We start from the raw sequence: 21,198 nt of genomic DNA, 5'->3' as shown, positions 1-21,198 counted from the left end.
GGGGCGTCCCGGCATCAGCGGGGCGGCCCACAGGCGCCTCCGGGTGTCAGCCGCGCCCGCCCAGCACGATCTTCCACACTCGGGTCGCCACCTGGAGGTTCAGCCGGTCCTCGACGTTCGAGAGGTCGCTGCCGCTGATGTCGCGGATGCGCTGCAGCCGATAGCGCAGCGTGCTGCGGTGGATGGCGAGGGACTCCGCGGTCTCGTCGTAGTTGCCGCCGCAGTCGAAGTACCGGGACAGCGTCTCCACCATGGTCGCCTGGTGCCGGGAGTCGTAGTCGATGAGCTGCCCGAGCCACTCCTGTACGAAGGTCTCGAGTTCCCGGTAACCGTTGCCGGGCCCCAGAATGCGGTAGAGGCCGAGCTCGTCGAAGAACGTCGTGCCGTAGTGCTCGCGGGAGTGGCGGCGTACGTCCAGGGCGCGTTGCGCCTCCTGGTAGTGGCGGGGGATGTCGGTCAGAGAGTCGGAAAGGGCGCTCACCCCGATCGTCCCGGACCGCGTCCCGGTCTCCCGGACGAGCGCCTCGTACAGCGCGCGGGCGTGCGGCCTGTCGTCGGCGACCAGGACGACGTGGTCGGAGCGCCGGGTCAGCAGCGAGCGCATGCCCACGGCGGAAGCCGCCCGCCCCACGGTCTGTGCGAAGGAATCGTCGGCGGCCCGGTTCGACCACTGCACCACGACGACGTAGTGGCTGCGGTGCAGGTCGTATCCGACTGCCTCGGACCGGGCGTAGGCGCTCGCCTCGTCCGTCCCTGCCAGGAGGTCGTCCACCAGCTCGCGGTGCAGCCTCAGCTCCACTTCGGCCAGATCGCGCAGGTGCGTCAGCTCGGGGGCGAGTGACGCGGCGGCGTGTTCCAGCGCGAGCACGGTGTGCTCGTCGGCCTCGTCCCAGGTGTCGACCAGGGCCAGCACGCCCAGGATCTCGCCGTGCGGGCGGATCAGGGTGATCAGCCGGTCCTTGATCCGCACCGGCCCGGCCTGACGGGCGACGGCGTGCAGCATCTCGTCCTGGCGCACGGGGTCCGGTTCGGGATAGGGGACGGGGCGGCTGGGGCCGGTCCAGGACCTCAGCCGACCGAAGCGGTCCTCGACCAGCGCGGGAAGTCCGGTGAGCCCGTGCAGTGCGCGGGTGACAGCTTCCTCGCCGCCCCCCGAGGCAGTGACGCGGGCCGTGAACGAGTGGAAGGCTCGCTCGAAACCCAGCTCAGCCACCACGGAGATCAGCTGCTGCTGGAGGGCTGTGCGTTCCTCCCTCAGTCGGTGCAGCTCCAGCGTGTCCTCACGTCGGCGGCGATGGGCGAAAGCGACTGACAGTGCGGCGCTGGTGTGCCGTACGAGCGTGGCGAGCAGAGACCTCTCGGCCTTGGTGGGCCGGGAGCGGGACGTCACCACGAGGTAGCCGTGGAGTCCCTCGGTTCCCCGCAGGCCCAGGGCCCGCCCCCAGGGCCTGCCGGGTACGGTCACGTCGCCGTCCTGCCCGGCCAGCTCCCCCACCCTCCGGCTCACGGCCGGAGCGGGCGTTCGCCCGTCCCTCGGACTGGGGACCAGGGCGCCGCCCACATTGAGGTATCCGGCCTCGGCGCTGTACGGCCCCGCGGCGGCCACGTGGTCCATGGCCAGGCGCAGGATCTCGACTTCGTCCGTACTGCCGAACAGGGCGCGGGAGAGCGCGACCAGTTCGTGGAGGGCGTGGTCGGCGGGGGTGCGAGCGGGCGGGCGGGCCCCACCGCGCGCGGCCTTGGAGTGCCGCCCGGCGCCGCCCAGCGGAAGGCCGTCCTTCCGCTGGGAGTAGCCGTGGTGCAGGCTGTGCGCCCGACTGTCGGCCATAGGACCACTCCCTCCCTCGAAGCCTCCAGAGAACCGAGCGGCATATCGCGTACCCGCTCACGCCCGGCTCACCGGAGATGTGGGGATCCTTTCTCTCGTACTCGCGGAGCGACCCGGCCGGTGCGTCACCGGCTCGCCGGACGCAGAGACGGAGGCCAACCGGCTCGTCACCCCGGGAAGTGCCCGGGACTCTCCAAGTGCACCGGTAGCAACCCGGCGTGGGCCACCTGGCGCCTGCCGCATGGTCAGCCCCGCGCCTTCGGACCGGTCGCCCCCCCCTGGCCCTTTCCTTCGGAAGCGCCCGGGTATGAGTCATCTCCCGCACCCGGGCGAGGGCGGGCTGCGGCGTCAGCCGCCGGCCACGGCGCGCACCGCCTCCTCGACCGGGGTGGACCCGCTGACCAGTTCGAGGATGCGCCCGGCGGTCCCGGGCTCGTGGAGCAGGGCGGCGAGCACCGCAGCCACGTCGTCGCGCGGCACCTGGCCTTCGCCGGTGTGCGTGGCGAGCTCGACGCGGCCGCTACCGGGGTCGTCGGTCAGCATCCCCGGGCGCAGAATCGTCCAGTCCAGTTCCGGACGGGAGGCGATGTCGGCGTCCGCCTCGCCCTTGGCCTTCAGGTAGGCGGCGAACACCGGGTCGGTGCCGGGCGGCGGCGGGCTGTCCACGCCCATCGCGGAGATCACCAGGAAGCGGCGCAGCCCGGCGCGCTCGGCCGCGTCGGCGAGGAGGATGGCCGCGTTCCGGTCCACCGTCTGCTTGCGGGCCGCGCCGCTGCCCGGTCCGGCGCCCGCGGCGAACAGTGTCGCGTCGGCGCCGTCGAGGTGGCCGGCCACCTCGTCCACCGAGGCGTGCTCCAGATCGCACACCACCGGTTCCGCACCGTCCGCGCGCAGGTCGCCGGCGTGGTCCGGGTTGCGGATCAGCCCTGTGACGTTGTCGCCGCGCGCCGAGAGCAGCCGGGTCAGCCGGCGCGCGATCTTTCCGTGTCCACCCGCGATCACGATGTGCATGGGGTCATTCTTGCCACAGACGGCCGCTCACGCCGGGCTGCGGGACCGCCGCGGCAGGCCGGATCCCGCGATTGCCGCGCAGTCGGCGTACTCGCGCACCGCGCCGGCGCGCGGGGCCACCCGGCCACCGGGTCGCGCCGCAGGTGCTCGGGAATCCGCGATCGCGGTTCCGTCGTCAGGAGCGCGCGAGCCGGGCCGCGAGATAGGGCGCGGTGGCGCTGCGCCGGGCCCTCGCCACCTTGGCCGGCGGGCCCGCCGCGATCACCCGCCCGCCCGCGTCGCCGCCGCCGGGACCGAGGTCGATGACCCAGTCGGCGGTGGCGATCGTGTCCAGGTCGTGCTCGACGAGGACGACCGTGTTGCCGGCGTCGACGAGCCGGTGCAGCTGTCGCAGCAGCAGGGCGATGTCCGCGGGGTGCAGCCCCGCCGTCGGCTCGTCGAGCAGGTAGAGCGCGTGCCCGCGGCGGGCTCGCTGCAGTTCGGTGGCCAGTTTGATGCGCTGCGCCTCACCGCCGCTGAGTTCCGTCGCGGGCTGGCCCAGCCGCAGGTACCCCAGTCCCACCTCGCGCAGCGTCTCCAGACTGCGGGAGGCGGCCGGGACGGCGGACAGGAACTCGGCGGCGGCGTCGACGGACAGCGCCAGTACTTCCGCGATGTTCTTGCCGCGGTAGGTGACTTCCAGCGTTTCGGCGTTGTACCGGGCGCCTTCGCAGGTCGGGCACGGCGCGTAGGTGCCGGGCAGGAACAGCAGTTCCACCGCGACGAATCCTTCGCCCTGGCAGGTCTCGCACCGCCCCTCGGGCACGTTGAAGGAGAACCGCCCGGCCGAGTAGCCGCGCGCCCTGGCCTCGTCCGTCGCCGCGTACAGCTTGCGCACCGCGTCGAACATCCCGGTGTACGTGGCCAGGTTGGACCGGGGCGTGCGGCCGATGGGCCGTTGGTCGACCCGGACCAGCCGGTCGAACGACTCGACCCCCGACGCGTCCTGGACGTCGACCTCCAGCTGCGCCTCGTCGGGTTCCTCGGGCACGAGTCCGAGGTGGCCGCGGACGACCTCCGCGAGCACCTGCGTCACCAGCGTCGACTTTCCGGAACCGGACACGCCCGTCACCGCCGTCAGTACGCACAGCGGTATGTCGACGGAGACGTCGTGCAGGTTGTGGCGGGAGACGCCGCGCAGGTGCAGCCAGCCGTGCGGGGCACGGGGGCGGTGATCGATCGGTCGGGCGCGCCCGAACAGGTACTGGCTCGTGGCCGACTCCCCGATCCGCTCAAGACCGTCGACGGGGCCGCTGTACAGCACGCGTCCGCCGCCCTCGCCCGCGCCGGGACCGATGTCGACCACCCAGTCCGCCCGCCGGACCACCTCCATGTCGTGCTCCACGACGAACAGCGAGTTGCCCGCCGCCTTGAGGCGGTCCAGCACGTCCAGCAGCGGTTCCGCGTCAGCCGGATGCAGGCCTGCGGAGGGCTCGTCGAGGACGTAGACGACGCCGAACAGCCCCGAGCGCAGCTGGGTGGCGATCCGCAGGCGCTGTGCCTCGCCGGGCGACAGGGTGGTCGAGCGGCGCCCGAGGCTGAGATACCCGAGGCCCAGGTCGAGGAGTACGTCGATGCGCGCGACCAGATCGCCGCAGATCCGCACCGCGACCTCGGTCGTCTCCCCGGATCGGGCGGTCGACGTGGTGGCGTCGGCCTCGGAGCGCCCCGCTACGGGCCGCAGCAGCGCCACGACCTCGCTGAGCGGCATCGCGTTGATCTCTGCGATGGAACGCCCGGCGAAGGTCACGGCGAGCGCCTCGGGCCGCAGTCCGCTGCCGTCACACGCGGGGCAGGGCACACTCCTGACGAACCGGAGCGCCCGTTCGCGCATCTTCTCGCTCTTGGAGTCGGCGAGGACGTGCATGACGTGCTTGCGGGCGCTCCAGAACCTGCCCTGGTAGCCGTAGTCGACGCGGCCCTCCTCCGGCTCGATGTACACGGAGGGCTGCTCGTCCGTGTACAGCAGCCAGTCCCGGTCCTTCTTCCTGAGCCGGCGCCACGGCCGGTCGATGTCGATCCCCAGGTTGCTCACGACACTGCGCAGGTTGGCGCCCTGCCAGGCGCCCGGCCAGGCGGCGATCGCCCCCTCGCGGATGCTCAGCGAGGGATCGGGGACGAGCAGGTCCTCGGCGACGTCGTGCACGACGCCCAGTCCGTGGCACTCCGGGCAGGCGCCGGCCGCGGTGTTGGGTGAGAACGACTCGGCTTCCAGCCGTGCGGCCCGGGGTGGGTAGGTACCGGCACGGGAGTACAGCATGCGCAGCAGATTGGACAGCGTGGTGAGGGTGCCGACCGTCGAGCGCGAGCTGGGCGCCCCGCGTCGCTGCTGCAGGGCCACGGCCGGTGGCAGTCCGGTGATCTCCTGCACGTGCGGTGCGCCGACCTGTTGCAACAGCCTTCGGGCGTACGGTGCCACGGACTCGAAGTAGCGCCGCTGGGCCTCCGCGTAGAGCGTGCCGAACGCGAGCGAGGACTTGCCCGAACCGGAGACGCCGGTGAAGGCGACCATCGCGTCCCGCGGCACGTCGACGTCGATGTTCCGCAGGTTGTTCTCACCGGCGCCCCGGACATGCACGAAGGGGTCGGTCGCGTCCTCGTTCACCGTTCCTGATTACCTGATCGCGCCGGGAACCGCGCGACAGGCCGTCGCCGGGCCCCGCTCCCGGGGAACATCCGAGAGTCCTTCACCCGTGGATGTGCCGACCGGAGGCGCCGAGCGGGCGCTCGTGGTGGCGCACGCGACCGGGTGGCCGGCTGGTGGGGCAGGCCCCGCACGGGGCAGCACGAGGAGATCCGACCGAACGGCCCGCACCTGCCGGCAGGCGCCAGCGTGTCACGCGGCGTCGGCGTTGCCTCGGGGGAGATCCTGTGGCCCCGTTCGATCGCGGGGGCAGCCGACGGTAAGGAGTCATGCGGGTGTCGTCTCGGGACGTTACGGTCGTGGCTCTTCTGGCGGATCCCGATGCGCCGACGGAGATCGCGCAGCGCATGGTCCGGATGCTTCCTGATCGGCTCGCCGACAGCTCGGGCCGGGGGCGCCGGTTCGACGTCGAGGTGGTCAGCGAGCCCTTCACCGCGGGGACCGAGGACCTGTCCACGTTGACGCGGCGGATCATGGACCGCCGAAGTGCGGGCAACTGGGACATCGTCGTGGCCCTCACCGATCTTCCGCTGCACTCGCGCGGGCGCAAGCTCGCGGTGGATCTGAGTCACGAACACGGCCTGGCACTGCTGTCCCTTCCCGCGCTGGGGGGCTTCCGGCTGCAGACCAGGGCCCGGCAGGCCGTGGAAGAAGCCGTGCTCAGGTTGGCGGGCCCGCGGGCCAGTGCGGCCGAGGAGCCTTGGGGAAGTCAGCCGCTGCGGGGACCCTTCACCGGTCGTCTCGCGCCCGTCCGTCCGGGCCAGGTCGGTGCGGAGGAGATCGCCGACCTGCGGTACATCGTCTGTGGGCCGCGCGGTTACCTGAGGGTGCTCGGCGGCATGGTCCGCGCCAACCGGCCGTGGCGCCTGGTGCCCGGCTTGTCGAAAGCCCTGGCGGCCGCACTCGCCACGGGAGCGGTCGCCACCGTGAACTCCACCATCTGGACCCTCGCCACCTCGCTGAGCACGCCACGTCTGGCGATCGCCACGGTCGGGTCCGTCGCGCTCATGATCGGCTGGCTGATCGTGGACGCGAGCCTGTGGCATCGGACGGACGAGGTCTCGCGGGAGGCGAGGAAGAAGGCGACCCTCTACAACGCCTCGACGGTCGTGACCGTGGGTATCGGGGTGATCGTCTGCTACGCGGGTTTGGTGGTCATCAACCTGGTGTGGGCCCTGTTCATCCTCAATGACCGCCTCTTCGCCTCCATGACACGGTCCCCGCTGCACGCCACGCAGTACTGGATCCTGTCCTGGTTCGTCGCTTCGGTCGCCACGGTGGGCGGCGCGCTGGGATCGGGCCTGGAGAGCGATGAGGCGATCCGGGCAGCCGCCTACTCCAAGCGTGAACAGGAGCGCCGCAGCGTGCTGCGGGACGACCGCGGTGACCAGGGCCTGTCTGACGGGTGACCTCGGTCGGAGACGTGCCGTCGGTTCGGTGGTGGTCCGGGTCCGGGGATTACGCTGATCGGTCCGTGCGTGGCTGTTTCGCCCCGGGGGCCGACGGGGACCCGGACGTCGTAGAGATCACCGCCACCGACATCTGTGGTTCGGCCGCTGCGGCCCGGAGGACGGACTGGCGGACGCCGAGCGGTGCCCGCTGTGGCAGCACCTCGTCGGCGGCCGCGGCCGCCCGGCCGGTCAGCAGGCCGTGTGGGAGGCTCCCTTGCCCGACGGCTGCCGCACCTCGACCAGGCCGACGCGACCCGGCAGGGCTTCCCGGCCAGGCGGACACCCGTGACGTGGCTGCGGGCCTTCGGGGAGGTCGTGCGATCCGGGCTCAGGATCGAGGAGACGCGGCTGGAGCCCCTGCTCGCGCTGCGGACGGCCGCTGGGGTGGCGATCGTCATCGGGCCGACGCTGTGGCTGGTCTCCCCCGCGTATGCGGCGTCCGCCGCCCTCGGCGCCTACTCCGCGGGCGGGGCCACCTTCCAGCGCAGCTGGCGTCCGCGCAAGGTGGTGGCCCTCGGGGCGGGCGCGGGCCTGGCGCTCAGCACGTTCGTGGGTTACCTGGCGGCGGGGCGACTCGTGACGTTCCTGCCGCTGCTGGCCGTGTGGGCCTTCGTGGCGGGGATGGCGTGGGCCGTCGGATCGACCGCCGGGATCATCGCGGCCACGACCGTGGGCAGCATGCTGGTGACCATCACCTTGCCCACGAGCACCGGGCGGGCCCTGGAGCACGCCGGGGTCATCGCACTCGGGGGCGTGACGCAGGCCCTGCTGATCCTGCTGTTCCCGATCCGGCGCTGGGGGGCGCATCGTGACGCGCTCGCCGACGCGCTTGCCGCCGTGGCGGACTACGCCCGCCGGCTGCGGCACGATCCGACCGCCCCGTTCGACCCGGAGCCGTTGATGACGGCCCGGGACGCGGCCGCCGTGACGCCGTCGCAGGCCCGCACCCGGCCCCCCGCCCTGCACGGCCCCCGGGGGCTCGCCGAACGCATTCGCCCGGTGGTCGCGGCGCTCGCCGACCCGGCCGTGGGCGCCCCGGCGGAGGGACCCGGGCGGGACCGCGCGCGGGAGTTGCTCGACGCCGCCGCCGACGTCCTGGACGCGGCCGCCCGTTCGATCCGGCGCGGCACTCCCGCCGCGGTGCGGCCCGAGAGCATGGACGCGCTGTGCGTCGACGAGGAGCACGAGGTGCTGGAGGGCTCCGCGCGGCAGGCCGCCGAGCGGCTCGTGGAACTGCTCGGCGAGGCGTTGGAGATCGCCGGAAGCGGCTGCGCGCCCGGGAGGACGCCGACACCGCGCGGCCCGGCCGGCGCCGAGTTCCTGATGCGCCCGACAATGCTGCGGCTGGTTCCCGTCGTCGTCCGGGCGGTCCGCCGCGAGCTCCGCCCTGACTCGCCCGTGTTCCGGCACGCCGTCCGCCTGGCGGCGGTGGCCACGCTCGGCTATCTGATCGCCGCCCGGCTGCCCCTGGGGCACGGCTACTGGGCGCCCATCGCCTCGGTGATGGTGATGCGGCCGGACTTCCACCGGACGTACGCGCGTGCGGTGGCCCGTCTCGCCGGGACCCTGGCGGGGGTCGCGCTCGCCACCGGCGTGGTGCGGGCCCTGGGCCCGGACGCCCATGTGTCCGGCGCGCTGGCGGTGGTCTCGGCGGGCCTGTCGTACACGCTGAACCGTACCGGTTACGCCTACTCCCAGTCCTTCACCGCCGCTTACGTCGTCTTCCTGCTCGGCATGGGCGGCCAGGCATGGGAGCAGACGGTCCCGGAGCGGGTGGTGCTCACCCTGCTCGGCGGGGTTCTGGCGATGCTGGGGTACGTGGTGTTCCCCGCTTGGGAGACACCCCGGCTGCCGGGCCGGCTCGCGGACTGGCTCGCCGCCAACGGCCGCTACGCGGCCGCGGTGCTCCGCGACTACGCCGAACCGACCCGGGAGCATCACGCCGACATGCGCCGGGCACTGCTGGAGAGCAGGGAGGCACGTGCAGCCTGGCAGGAGGCATACGACCGCGCGAGGCGGGAACCGGTCCGCCCCAGGGGTCTGACGTCGCGCGAGGCGCAGGAGGCGCAGGAGGCGCTCAAGGGGTTCGGCCGCGCGGCGATGCTCATGGAGAGCCACGTCCCGCGGACCGGCAGCCGTCACGTCCCCGAGGCGGAACGGTTCGCCGACGCCCTGGAGACGGAGACCGCGAAGGCCGCAGTCGCCGTGCGCGAGCACAGGAATCCGGACTGGGAACGCGTGGAGAAGGCGCTCCACGCGTGGCAGGACGCCGCCGACGGCAGGGGGAGCCCGGTCGTGCGGCGCGAAGCGGAACTGCAGAAACGGGCCTTGGAAGACCTCGCGACAGCCGTGAGCCGCACCCCACTGGAACGGGACGTCGGCCCTGCCCGCGAGGAGCAGCGGGTGCGGGCGACCGTGGCCTCGGAAGGTGACGGATCCGGACCCGCGCACCGGAGCGGGGACGGCGACGGAGAGCGCCGCGCCTCCTGGAACGGGACATAGTCCCCCGGCGGCGTCGAGCGCCACGTACGCCGGTGTCGCCCTCGTCCACCGGCTCCCTGCGGGGGATGGAGCTGTCGACGTGCCGGCTCCCCACCGGCATGCGCTCGCCCCCGCGTGAAGAACACCTTTCCCAGCGGATACAGTGCGCGGGACGTCAGCCGGTCAGGGAGGGGAAGCGTGACCGACACCAGTGACACCCGGCCCGCCGAAGGGGAGACGCAGGCGCCGCGGCGGAGCCTGTTGCGCCGCGTGATGCGGTACATCCCGCTGATCGCCCCCCTCCTGTTGTGGGCCGTGCCCTGCTGGGTGCTGCTGCACGCCGGCCAGCACTGGCCGCTGCCCGTCGGCCTGGCCGGCACCGCCCTGTTCGCGCTCGGTCTCGTCGGCATGCCGCTCGCGATGGCGCGCGGTCACGGCCGGCGCCAGCAGGACCGGGCGGCGATCATCGGCGACACCCTGCTGGGCGCGAGCTGGGTCCTGTTCACCTGGTCCGTGCTGCTCGGCGTCGTCCTGCGGCTCGTGCTGACCCTGGCCGGCGTCGGCGAGGGCCAGGACCGGGCCCGGATCGTCACCTGGGCCGTACTCGGCGTGTCCGCCGCCCTGCTCGCCTGGGGGTACGCCGAGGCCCGCCGGGTGCCGCGTGTGCGCCGGGTCGACGTGCATCTCCCGCGGCTGGGCCCCGGGTTGGACGGCCTGCGGGTCGTCCTCGTCACCGACACCCACTACGGCCCCCTCGACCGCGCCCGCTGGTCGGAGCGGGTGTGCGAGACGGTGAACACCCTGGAGGCCGACCTGGTCTGTCACACCGGCGACATCGCCGACGGCACGGCCGAACGCCGTCGCGCACAGGCCGTCCCCCTCGGCACCGTGCGGGCCACCCGGGCGCGGGTCTACGTCACCGGCAACCACGAGTACTACGGCGAGGCCCAGGGCTGGGTCGACCTGATGGAGGAGCTCGGCTGGGAGCCGCTGCGCAACCGGCATCTGCTGCTCGAACGCGGGGGCGACACCCTCGTGGTCGCCGGCGTGGACGACGTCACCGCCGAGTCCTCCGGCGTGGCGGGCCACCGCGCCCACCTCGCCGGAGCCCTGCACGGCGCCGACCCCGACCTGCCCGTGCTGCTCCTGGCGCACCAGCCCAAGTTCGTCGAGCGGGCGGCGGCCGGCGGCGTCGACCTCCAGCTCTCCGGTCACACCCACGGCGGCCAGATCTGGCCGTTCCACCACCTGGTCCGCATCGACCAGCCCGCCCTAGCCGGCCTGAGCCGGCACGGCGCCCGCACCCTGCTCTACACCAGCCGTGGCACCGGCTTCTGGGGCCCGCCGTTCCGCGTCTTCGCCCCCAGCGAGATCACCCTGCTCGTCCTCCGCTCCCGGCAGACGCCCACCGCGCCGTAGCCCCGGGCGGGAAAGGGCCGCCCGGGGCTACGGCGAGGCACCGGTCACGTCGCCTCGGGGGGCCGCGGCGCGGGCGGACCGGCAGAACTCCAGCCGGTCGTCGTCCTCGCCGACGAACCCCAGGATGCCGAAGACGCCCCCGGCGTCCCCGGACGCGCCCTCGGCGTACGGCGTGACGACGCCCTCGCGCACCACGGCCACGCCCCCGGCCGCCCGCAGCCGCAGCGCAGCGCGGGCCAGTCGTGGCGTCGCAGTGCGACGCGCCATGCCGTCGTCAGCGGCCCCCGCCCGGTCGGCGGCCGGGGCCGGGCGGATCCGGAGAGCGCCTCACCTGCGTCCTCGCCCGGCGAACCGCAGCTCTCGCAGCAGGTCCGCCAGTTCGGGCGGCATCTCGGACATCACGCCCCCGGCCACGTCGACCAGCAGGCGTACCGCCCGGTCGAGTCGCTCCAGCGGGCGTCCTTCCTCCAGTGCGAGATAGACCTCCGCGAGAGGCGTCGCGATGGCGCTCTCCACCGCCTCGGGCAGAGCGTCCAGATAGGCGTCGTCGTCGGTGAACACGAGGTCGACCACCCGCGCCGCCGCCTTCCTGAACGCCTGCTCGTCCGTGATGCCGGGCATGTCCTTGTCCTCCTCGGCTACTTGTCGTGGTCGATGCCGACCCAGTCGAGACGTGGCTGGCAGGTGTGCGCGCAGGGCGTCGCAGGGGTGCCGTGGGCGGTGCCCCCGGAATTCAGTCCCCGGACCCTCACCACCTCCATCGTCCCGTTGAGCAGGGCCGAGTCGCCTTCCGCCTGCTCGGCGAGAATCATGCACATGGTCTCGGCACACTGGTCGTGGCCGCGCTTGCCCTTCTGGCGGATCATCCGGTCGAGGAGTCCTCCGGGCTTCGCCTCCAGCCCGTGTCCGTTGTAGCCGAAGTAGCTCCGGCCCGAGGGAGAGGTGTACTTCGCCGCGTAGACCACTCCGCGCTTCTTGGAGTGCGGGCGGAGGAAGTCCGCGTATCCGACGAGGTCCGGGGACGGGCCGCAGTTGTGGACCAGCGTCGACGTGTCGCCCACCGCGACGTAGTACGTGTGGGCGGTGTCGACCGTCAGGTTGTGGACGGCCGCCTGCTGGGTCCAGGCGGTGACCGCGTCGACCTGGACCCAGGTGCCGGAGCCGGTCTGGAGCCACTGGCCGGGCTTCAGTTCGCCGGCCTTCAGCCACTTCTTCAGGTCCGGGACCCAGAAGGGATGGCCCTCGGTCGCCGTGATGGTGTCGGTCGCCTGCCCCCGGTCGCCGTCGGTGTCGACGGTGATCCGGACGAGGTGCTTGGCGCCCTCGCCCTCGATGGTGCCGGTGACCTTCTCCTTGGAGGTCTCGCCGGTGGTCGGGTCGGTGGCGAGGACCTCGTCGCCCTCCTTCACCTCCTCGATCGGTTTGCGGCTGCCGTCGGCCATCACGACGTCCGTACCGGGGACGAAGCTGTTGGCGCTGGCCAGCGAAGCCACGTCGCCGGCCGTGGAGACGCAGTCGGCCACCTCCTCGGCCTCGTTGAGGACCTTCTTGCCCTTCTCCGCCGCCTTGGCGATCTCGTCGGCGTACTTCGCCGCCTTGGCCGCCATCCGGCCGGCCTTGGCCGCCCGGACCGCCGCCGCGCCGGCGCCGCCGAGGACGATGCCGCCCACGGTGGCCGCCGCCCAGGCGCAGGACTCCATGTCGCCGGTGGTGACGCAGTTCTTGATGTCGTTGAAGCCGGTGACGTCGCCGACGATGTTGCCGACCGTCTTGACGCCGTCCCAGACCTCGCCCCAGTCGACCGCGTCCGAGACGGTCTCCACGACGCTGCCGACCTGCTTGACGACCTCGTCGCGGATGGCGTCCGCGGCCTTGGCGGCGTCGGCGACCACCTGGACGGCGGCGCCGACGATGATCGCCGGGAGGTTGGGGTCGGCGGTGACGATCGCCTTGCCGACGGCGATCAGCGGTCTGGTGGCCGCGACGATCGCCGGGATCGGGTTGTGCCGGGCCGCGAAGGAGGCCGCCTGCTTGGCCTTCTTCGTCAGATAGACCTTGGCCTGGTAGGCCGCTCTGGCCGCCTGGCGTGCCTTCTCCCGGGCCCACTGGGCGACGCCGGTCTTCTGGCCGACCCATGTGACGGCGTTGACGGTGGCGTCGACGACCGTCTTCAGACCCGACTTCCGGTAGACCCAGTTGGCGGCCTTGCCGACGTAGTTCAGCGCCAGCTTGAACGCCGCTCCCGGGTTGCGCCACGCCCACTGCACGCCGTGCCAGACGGACTGAGCGGTCTTGGAGACGTAGTCGACGCCCTGGTGGAACTTCTTGCTCGTCCAGCTCACGGCCTTCTTGCACCAGCCGCAGCTCGGCCAGTGGCCGTCCGGGTCGGTGTAGTCCAGCGGATCGCCGGCGCCGTAGGCGTAGCGGTTGGCGAGGATCGAGGCGCCGGAGCTGTAGGTGGAGGAGTCCCGCGAGTCGAAGGCGCCGGTCCCGGGGTCGTACCAGCGGGACTGCATGTCGACCTGCCGGGTGTCCGGGTCGGTCCAGTCGCCCTGGTAGCCGGCGTTGCCGGACACGTCGGAGGTGCCGAGGACCTGGCCGAACGGGTCGAAGGCCGTGGACTCGTCCAGGGCGGGGGCCGCGCCGTCCGCGGCGGACATGCTGCCGACGACGTCGCCGTGCTCGTCCTCCAGCGTCAGCCGGGCCGGGCCGCCGTTCTCGGCCACCGACAGCAGCTCGTCGGCGGCGCCGCGGCCGTAGGCGGCGCTCTGGTCCTTGACCGGGTCGGGGGCAAGGCCGGCGTAGGAGAAGTCCACGCCGTTGCGGGACGCGACGCGGTCCAGCGCGTCGTAGGAGTACTGCGTCCCGGACCCGCCCGCCTTCACCATCCGGTCGAAGGCGTCGAAGGTGAACTCCTCCTTCAGGCCGGAGCTGGTGCGGGAGGCGAGGGTGCCGCGCGAGGTGTAGTCGTAGGTGTAGTCGCCGTCGGTCAGGAGCCGGTCGCGTTCGTCGAAGGTCGCCGTCTTGGCGCCGTTCTTCACCCGGTTGCCGCTGTCGTCCCAGCCGTACTGGGTCGTCGTGCCGTCGGCGGTCCAGGAGGTGAGGCGGCCAGCGTAGTCGTAACCGTAGGCGTTGGTCCCGGCCCTGGCGGTGCCGGCGGTGGTCTTGGACGTCAGCCGGTCGTCGTCGTCGTAGCCGTAGTCGGTGGAGGCCATGGTCCGCCCGGCGCTGTTCTTCAGCGTGTCGGTGTCGAGCCGGCCCAGGTCGTCGTAGGTGAGGCTGCGGGACTGGCCCGCGCCGTAGTCGACCTGCTTGACCGCGCCCGAGCCGTCGTAGGCGTAGCTCTGGCGCACCCCGGTGAGCGGGTCGGTCGCGGAGGACAGCTGCTGCTTGACGTAGCCGAAGGAGGCGGTGCCGGACGCGTCGGTGCGGCTGGTGAGCAGGCCGTCGCTGTCGTAGGTGTACGTGGCGTCGCCGGACGGGCCGGCGGCGCTCAGCAGCCCGCCGCGGTCGTCGTAGTCGTAGGTGTCGTCGCCCTTGGGGGACGAGGCCTGGACCAGCCGGCCCACCGGGTCGTAGCGGAACCGCTTCTCGGGGGTGGTCGCGGCGGCGCCGCCGCCGGTCTCGCGGACCAGCTGTCCCGCCTTGTCATACTCGCGTTCGCGGACCACGCCGCCCGGGGCGGTGAGCTTCACGGGCTGGCCCGCGGCGTCGTACGCCGTGGTCCAGGTGCGGGCCTGCGGGGACGGGTCGCGGGCGGTGGCCGGCTCGATCACCGACTCGGCGAGACCGAGCGAGTTGACCGTGTAGACCGTCGAGTTGCCGCGGCCGTCGGTGTAGCGGGTGCGGTTGCCGAGCGCGTCGTAGCCGAAGGAGGTGGTGATGGACTTGGTGTCGGAGACCGGCTCGGTCTGGCCGGTCATCCGGTTGAGGGCGTCGTAGGTGTACGTCGTCGTGCGGTTGAGCGGGTTGGTCGAGCTGACCAGGTTGCCCGCCTTGTCGTAGGTGTAACTGACCTTGCGCAGCTGGCTGTTCGCGGCGTCCAGGTCCTGGTCCTGGACGAGCTGGCCGAGCTGGTCGTAGATCTTCGCCGTGGTGCGGCCCATGCCGTCCGTGTGGCGGACCTCGCGGCCCTCGGCGTCGTAGCCGAGCTGGGTGACGACTCCGCTGGGCTCCTGCATGCGGGTGAGCTGCCCGAGGGCGTCGTAGGCGAACTGGCTGACGGCGCCGCTCGGCGAGGTCTGCCTCACCACGTTGCCGGCGTCGTCGTACTCGTTGCGGGTGGTGAACGCGCCGGGCTGCGGCTTGCGCTCGATCTGCGTGGTGGTGACCGGGCGGTCCAGGTCGTCGTAGGTGGTCTCGGCGCGGCCGCCGTTCGGGTCCGTGACCGACAGCAGTTCGCCGGTGCGGGTGTAGGTGTACTTCCAGCGGGCCCGCTCGTCGCCCGTGCCGACCGGGGCGTCCTTGACGGTGAGCCGGTTCTGGCGGTCGTACTCGAACTTGGTGACGCGGCCGAGCGGATCCTTGGTCTCCACGAGGTTGCCGAGCGCGTCGTAGGCGTTGGTGACGGTCGGGGCGACGGTGTCGGCGGAGCCGGGCGCGGTGTAGGAGGGCGCGGTCTCGGTGATCGCGCGGCCCAGCCGGTCGTAGGCGGTGCGGTTGACGTTGCCGAGGGCGTCGACCGACTCGGTCACGGCGCCGAAGGTGTCGTAGCCGGTGAAGGTGGTGGGCCGGGAGGTGGCGGGTGCGCTGCCGCCGGACTCGGTCCGCACGGCGGGCGCGGTGACGGAGACGGGGCGGCCCAGCTCGTCGTAGCCGTACTCGGTCTTGTTGCCCGCCGGGTCGGTCTTCGAGGTGGTGAGTCCGCGGTCGTCGTAGGTGTAGTCGGTGGTGCGCGAGTCGGCGCCGTTCTCCAGGGTCTCGTGGACGACGTTGCCCGCGTCGTCGTACTCGTAGCGGACCGAGTCGCCGCTGACGTTGACCGGCCAGGGGACGTTGGAGGGGGCGCCGCTGGAGGCGGTCGTCAGCACGTTGCCTGCGGGGTCGTAGGTGTACGTGGTGCGTCGCGCGAGGCCGTCGGGGTCGGCGACCTCGGACTTCACCCGGCCGACCGGGTCGTAGGTGTACTGGGTGACGAGCTTGCCGTTGGCCGTCGTCTCGGTCAGGACGTTGCCGGCGCCGTCGTAGGTGTCGGACTCCACGACGAGGTCGCGCTTGGTGCCGTCGGGGTTGTGGAAGTCCTTGAGGGTGATCGACTTGACCAGGTCGTCGCCGTAGTACTGGTAGACCAGCGAGCGGCCCATGGAGTCGGTGTGCCGGACGAGCCGGCCGGCCATGTCGTAGGCGTAGGACTGGAGGACCGTGTAGTCGTCGTCGCCGCCGTCGTCGTCCCAGTCGCGCAGCCGGGTCTCGGCCATCATGTTGCGCGCGGTGTAGACGTAGTCGAAGTGGTTGCCGCCCGCGTCGACCATCGACGTCTTGTTGCCGAAGACGTCGTAGGTGTACGTGGTCTCGTCGCCCTCGGCGTCGGTGACCCGTTCCGGGCGGCCGTGGTCGTCCAGGTCGAAGGACATCACGCGAGCGGCGTCCCCGCCGAGCAGGTCGCTGATCTCGGTGCGCACCACGTTGCCGTCGGCGTCGTAGTCCGTGGTGGTGCGCCGCTGGTGCCGGCCCGAGGTGAAGGCGTTGGTGGCCGCCGGGTCGGTGAGGGTGTGGACGCGGGAGAGCTTGTCGTAGGCGAAGGCGGAGGTCGTGCCGGCCGGCTGCGCGTCCGTGACGACGGTCTCGGTGAGCTTGCGGCCGAGCGCGTCGTACGTGTACTTGGTGACGCGGCCGGACGGCTCGGTCACCCAGGCCAGGTCGCCGTTCTTGTAGTACTGGTAGCGGGTGACCTTGCCGCGCGGGTCGGCGGTGGTGAGCGGCAGCCCGGTGGGCGTGTTGCCGCCGCCGATCGCCGGTTCGGCGCCGGTGGTGTACGTGTTGCGGGCCGTGCCGCCGTCGGGCGCCGTCTGGGTGAGCAGCGCCCCGCTGGTGTTGTACGTGTACTTGATGAGGTAGCGGTCGTCGGTGGGGCCGGAGGACCGGCCGTCGCGGGTCTCGGTGGGCTGGTCGGCGCGCAGGTCGAAGTCGCCGGCGGCCGCGGGGTAGGTGGTGTACGTGGTGTGGCAGTCGCCGGCGGCACGGCAGGTGGTCCGGCTGGTCACGTTGCCCCGGTCGTCGTAGCCGAGGGTGACCTTGTCGCCGTTCTCGCTGGTGATGCCGGTCTGGAAGCCGTTGTCGTCGTACTCGAAGGAACGGATGGCGACGCCGTCGACCGGATAGCGGATGAAGTCGGGTCCGTCGCCGCCGCCGCCGGGCGGGTCGGTGCAGAAGACGGGGTCGCCCGGGTCGGGGTGGGTGCAGATCTGACCGGGGCCGGTCGGCGACGGGGACGGGGAGGGGGTGCCGGACTCGCGGGCGCCGAGCGCCATCGGCTCGCCGTAGCGCAGCAGCCGGGAGGAGAGCCCGTCGTACTCGTAGAAGTAGGGGGCGTCCATCGGGTCGCGGACCTCGACGGTGCGGCGCAGGTCCTTGTCGTCGCCGAAGACGGCGGGGGCGCCGACCTTCCAGGTGCCGCCGTTGCGGTCGGTGTACTCCTGGACGCGGTCGCGGGCGGTGTCGTACTGGACTTCGGACGCGGTGCGGCCGCTGGGCAGGGTGGTCCGGCTCAGGACGTCGGCGGTGCGGCCGCCCTCGCGGTGGTGGGCGGTGACGGCGGCGGCGCCCAGCGGGTGGTGGTAGACGGCGACGTCGTCGATGGCGCCGGCGAAGGACCTGGCGGCGGTGGCGCCCCAGCCTGGCCAGGAGGCGGGGGTGGTGGCGTGGGCGGCGCCGATCTGGTTGTAGGTGAGGCCGGTCTGGAGCGGCTGCTTGCCGGTGAGGGTGCCGGACAGCTTGCCGTCCAGGTAGAGGCTCTGGGTGGTGCCGGACATCGACAGCGCCGCGTGGTGCCACTGGCCGTCGTTGACGTTCTTGGTGATGTCGGTGATCGGGGCGGCCGTACCGGTCCAGAACTGGCCGCGCAGCTTGCCGTCGGTGCCGACGTACAGCATCGGGACGCCGGTGCCGGGCGTGGTGCCCCAGGCCTTGTCCTGGTAGCCGACGAGCGGGCCGCCGACGCCGCCGGCGATGGTCTTGAACCACACCTCGACCGCTTCGTCACGGCTCTTCTTCAGGGTGCCGGCGGGCAGGTCGACGCGTGAGGTGGAGCCGTTGAAGGAGGCGGCGGTGCCCGGGTCGCCGCTGATCGCGCCGGCGGCCTTGAGGGTGACGTTCTGGTAGGTGCCGCGGTCCTTGCCGAGGTTGGCCTGGTTGGCGCTGGCGGCCGCGGTGCCCTCCTCCTCGCCCAGGCGCCAGTAGGACTCGGGGCGGGAGTCGAGCACGGTGGAGGCGTAGTGGCTGCCGCCGCCGTAGGCGTACTGGGTGCAGCCGTTCAGCGGGTCGCAGACCTTGTCGAGCAGATCGCCGGTGTAGCTGTACGTCCAGGTCAGCGGGGCGCCGTCGACGGGGGTCGTCTGGACCCTGGTGACGTGCGCGCCGGTCCAGGTGAAGGTCAGCGAGCGGGTGGTGCGGTTGTTGATCGCGGTGGCGAGCTTGCCGGCGCTGTAGGTGTAGGTGACCGAGTTGGAGTACGGGTCGGTGATCTTCGCGAGCAGGCCGCCGGTGCTGAAGTCGTACGTCGTGCCGGACTTGTCCTGGAGACGGTAGGTGTCGCCGGCGGAGTCGTAGGTCAGCTTGGCGAACCGGCCGGGCGGCGGGGCGTAGGTCCCGTCGGCGTTCTTGCCGAAGCGGACGTCCTGGCCGTCGGGGTAGCGGATGACGACGTTGCCGCTGCCGTCGTCGTCGGGGGTGAGCCGCATGTCGAAGCGGGTCGTCCAGCCCGCGCCGAAGGCGAGGTCGCGCCGCGGGTCGAGGCTGTTGTACGTGCGGATGAGGGTCAGGTCGGGGCCGACGCCGGCGAGGGAGGCGTCGGTCGCGCTGGCGGTGAAGTTGCCGACGTTCGGGTCGAACTCCTTGCCCTGCGCCCCGGAGAGGTGCGAGGTGATCTCGGGCTGCGGCACGGTGGCGACCAGGGCCACCTGCTGGGTGGGCACCTCGTTGGAGGCGTCCTTGACGAAGCCGCGCCACAGATAGGTGGTGCCCCACTTGAGCCGGCCGGCGGGCACCGGGTACGCCGAACTCGTCTGGTACGACGAGGTGGTGCAGGCGGTCGGCTTGCCGTCCTTGCCGGCCTCGCAGATCTCGAACTTGTACTGGAGCGCGGAGCCGGGGGGCGCGTCGATGTCGACGCCGGCCGCCCACAGCTGCGGGGTCAGGGTCTGGGCCTGGTAGCCGTTGGGCGGGAACTGCTCCTTGACCACCGGCGCGATGTCGAAGACCTGGAGGGTGAGCCGGCCCGGCGGCACCTGTTCGTCGGTGAAGACCTTGCCGCCCTGGCGGACCATCGTGAAGTCGAGCAGGTAGACGCCCGGCGGGAGCGCCTTGATGGTGGCGTCCACCGTCGCCCTGGCACCGTGCGCGACGTTGCCGGTGAGGGCGCCCGCGCGCTGCTGGGTGACCAGCTTGCCCTTCTTGTCGTAGGCGCGGTAGGCGAGGTAGTAGGTGGACGGCGTCCAGGTCTCGGCGCCCTTGTTGGTGACGGAGACCTGCACCTTCCCGGCCTGGTTCTGGAGCACCGGCGGGTCGGGGACGGGCTTGGGGAAGCTGTAGGAGGCGTTGTACGGGGAGTGCGTGACGTACAGCTTGGGCGGGTTGGCCGTGGCGTGGCCGGTGAACTTCTTGAAGCCGAGCGGGTCGGTGGCCGAAGCCCGCAGGGACAGCCCGTAGTTGGCCTGGGTGCCGTCGACCCAGCGCTGGACGAGGTCGCGGCCGCCCTTGCCGAGGTCGAAGAGTTCCCCGGCGGTGGGGCAGGCGGACCTCGACTGGCCGAAGTCGATGTGGCCGTAGGCGAAGGACTTCGAGGCGAGAGCGCCGCCGACCGAGGGGCCGGGGTAGGCGGTGCCGGTGCCGGCGGTCCACGCCTGGGTCACGGGGTGCACGGAGACCGAACGCGGCTTGCAGGAGGCGGAGTCGAAGTTCACGACCTGGAGCTGCACGCCGAAGATCTGGTGGTACCGCAGTTCCTCGTCCAGACCGGGGAAGCCGAGGTAGGCGGCGGAGGCGCCGTCCGGGCCCTTGCCGACCTGGAGTTCGCTGGAGCCGACGAGGGAGCCGCCGCCGCGCACCGTCATGGAGGTGGAGGCGGTCGTCGTGTCGACGGAGGGGTCGATGCGGACGGGGAAGGAACGGGCCGGGTCCGCGAGCCACTTGGGGTCGGCGGTCACCTTGAGCGCCTGGCCGCCACCGGGCTGCCGGACGAGTTCGTAGGACACGTCGTGCGAGACGGCCTGGGCGGCGTCCTCCATGAACCCGGCCGGAATGACGGCGCGGGCGTGTCCCTGGGCGTCGGTGAGCGTGATCGCCCCGCCGTGGGCCTCGGCGGTGAGGCCCTTGAGGCGGAGCGGGAAGAGGAAGCTGCCGGGGGCGGTGGCGGACTTCAGGACGAGGGTCTCCTTGACCCCGCCCGCCCGGGAGTCCAGCCAGAGGTCGGTCTCGGGGAGCACCTGCTCGTAGCCGACGCGGGCACCGTCCGCGCGGCCCGGCACGGAGGCGGCGCCGCTCAGCCCGTAGCCGAAGGACTCGCCGGACGGCAGGGTGACGCCGGCCAGTTCGCCGGCGTCGGCCCGGCCGGCCAGGTGCAGGGCCACGGAGTCCGCGGCGTTGGTCCAGCCGTCGCCGTCCTGGACGAGCGAGGTGTCGATGGGCCGCCAGTCGCCGCGCGCGTCGCGGTAGTTGACGGGGTCGGTGGAGATCTCGCTGGTGCGGGTGCCGTCCTCGTTGGCGTAGGTGCGGCTGCGGGCGTCGCGCTCGGCGACGATCTCCTTGCTCGTCGCGCGGTCGAAGCCCTTGACCGGCGCGGGATCCGGGGCGCTCACCCGCACGGTGTTCCTGCGCACCGCGGGCCGTGCGACGGCCGGGTTCTTCAGCGGGTACTTGGCCCGCAGCGACCGGGGCACCTCGTTGTTGCGCCGGCCGCCCGCCTCGTGGCTCAGCCCCTCGGCACTGCCCCAGCGCTGGCCGGGGCCCTCGGCGGCGGCCGGATCGGGGGGGAAGAGATGGATGCCGGCGCCCGCCACGGCGAGCGAGCCGACGGCGATCACCGTCGCCAGGGCGAGCGCGACGGCCGTGCCCCAGCGCGAGCGCACAAGTCTGGGCATCAGCAGCTTGCACACACGTTTCCGGTACGC

The 21,198-nt window shown here is 72.4% G+C and carries 9 protein-coding genes; 3 read left to right on the top strand and 6 right to left on the bottom strand.

The genetic code is table 11. The features are described 5' to 3' along the window. Positions 1-46: 46 nt before the first annotated feature. The 3 genes from AB0N63_RS17515 to uvrA all read right to left on the bottom strand — a co-directional run bounded on the left by AB0N63_RS17515 (position 47) and on the right by uvrA (position 5,483). Positions 47-1,828 carry a helix-turn-helix domain-containing protein gene (locus AB0N63_RS17515; RefSeq protein WP_365529867.1) on the bottom strand — a complete coding sequence of 594 codons (1,782 nt, stop codon included), beginning with the start codon at positions 1,826-1,828 and terminating at the stop codon, positions 47-49. Between the two features lie 348 nt (positions 1,829-2,176). Then, positions 2,177-2,839, bottom strand: coding sequence for an SDR family oxidoreductase (locus AB0N63_RS17510; protein WP_365529866.1), 663 nt, complete (start codon positions 2,837-2,839; stop codon positions 2,177-2,179). Positions 2,840-3,014: 175 nt separating this feature from the next. Then, positions 3,015-5,483, bottom strand: coding sequence for an excinuclease ABC subunit UvrA (gene uvrA / locus AB0N63_RS17505; protein WP_365529865.1), 2,469 nt, complete (start codon positions 5,481-5,483; stop codon positions 3,015-3,017). A 338-nt stretch (positions 5,484-5,821) separates the two neighbouring features. Here uvrA and AB0N63_RS17500 point away from each other — a divergent pair, with 338 nt between their 5' ends. From AB0N63_RS17500 to AB0N63_RS17490, 3 genes are all read left to right on the top strand, one after another. Beyond that, positions 5,822-6,931, top strand: a complete 1,110-nt coding sequence (locus AB0N63_RS17500) for a hypothetical protein (protein ID WP_365529864.1) — start codon at positions 5,822-5,824, stop codon at positions 6,929-6,931. Positions 6,932-7,258: 327 nt separating this feature from the next. Then, a complete protein-coding gene (locus tag AB0N63_RS17495) occupies positions 7,259-9,475 on the top strand; it encodes an FUSC family protein (RefSeq protein WP_365529969.1) in 2,217 nt (738 codons plus the stop codon). A gap of 177 nt (positions 9,476-9,652) precedes the next feature. Then, positions 9,653-10,873, top strand: a complete 1,221-nt coding sequence (locus AB0N63_RS17490) for a metallophosphoesterase (RefSeq protein ID WP_365529863.1) — start codon at positions 9,653-9,655, stop codon at positions 10,871-10,873. A 27-nt stretch (positions 10,874-10,900) separates the two neighbouring features. On the opposite strand, the gene AB0N63_RS17485 is transcribed toward AB0N63_RS17490, so the two are convergent. From AB0N63_RS17485 to AB0N63_RS17475, 3 genes are read right to left on the bottom strand one after another with little or no spacing between them, the layout of a single operon-like run. Next, the gene (locus AB0N63_RS17485; protein WP_365529862.1) at positions 10,901-11,140 is read right to left on the bottom strand and encodes a hypothetical protein; all 240 of its coding nucleotides are present in this window, start codon (positions 11,138-11,140) and stop codon (positions 10,901-10,903) included. Between the two features lie 60 nt (positions 11,141-11,200). Beyond that, on the bottom strand, positions 11,201-11,494 hold the full coding sequence (locus AB0N63_RS17480) for a hypothetical protein (protein ID WP_365529861.1): 294 nt from the start codon (positions 11,492-11,494) through the stop codon (positions 11,201-11,203). A gap of 17 nt (positions 11,495-11,511) precedes the next feature. Then, positions 11,512-21,168: a polymorphic toxin-type HINT domain-containing protein gene (locus tag AB0N63_RS17475; protein WP_365529860.1), complete on the bottom strand. Its 9,657-nt coding sequence runs from the start codon at positions 21,166-21,168 to the stop codon at positions 11,512-11,514. Between the last annotated feature and the right edge of the window lie 30 nt (positions 21,169-21,198).

The sequence above is a fragment of the Streptomyces sp. NPDC093260 genome (genome assembly GCF_040683715.1).
Lineage (GTDB): Bacteria > Actinomycetota > Actinomycetes > Streptomycetales > Streptomycetaceae > Streptomyces > Streptomyces sennicomposti.
The sequence above is the reverse complement of the archived record's forward strand: the minus strand, read 5'-3'. Positions and strand labels throughout refer to the sequence as shown.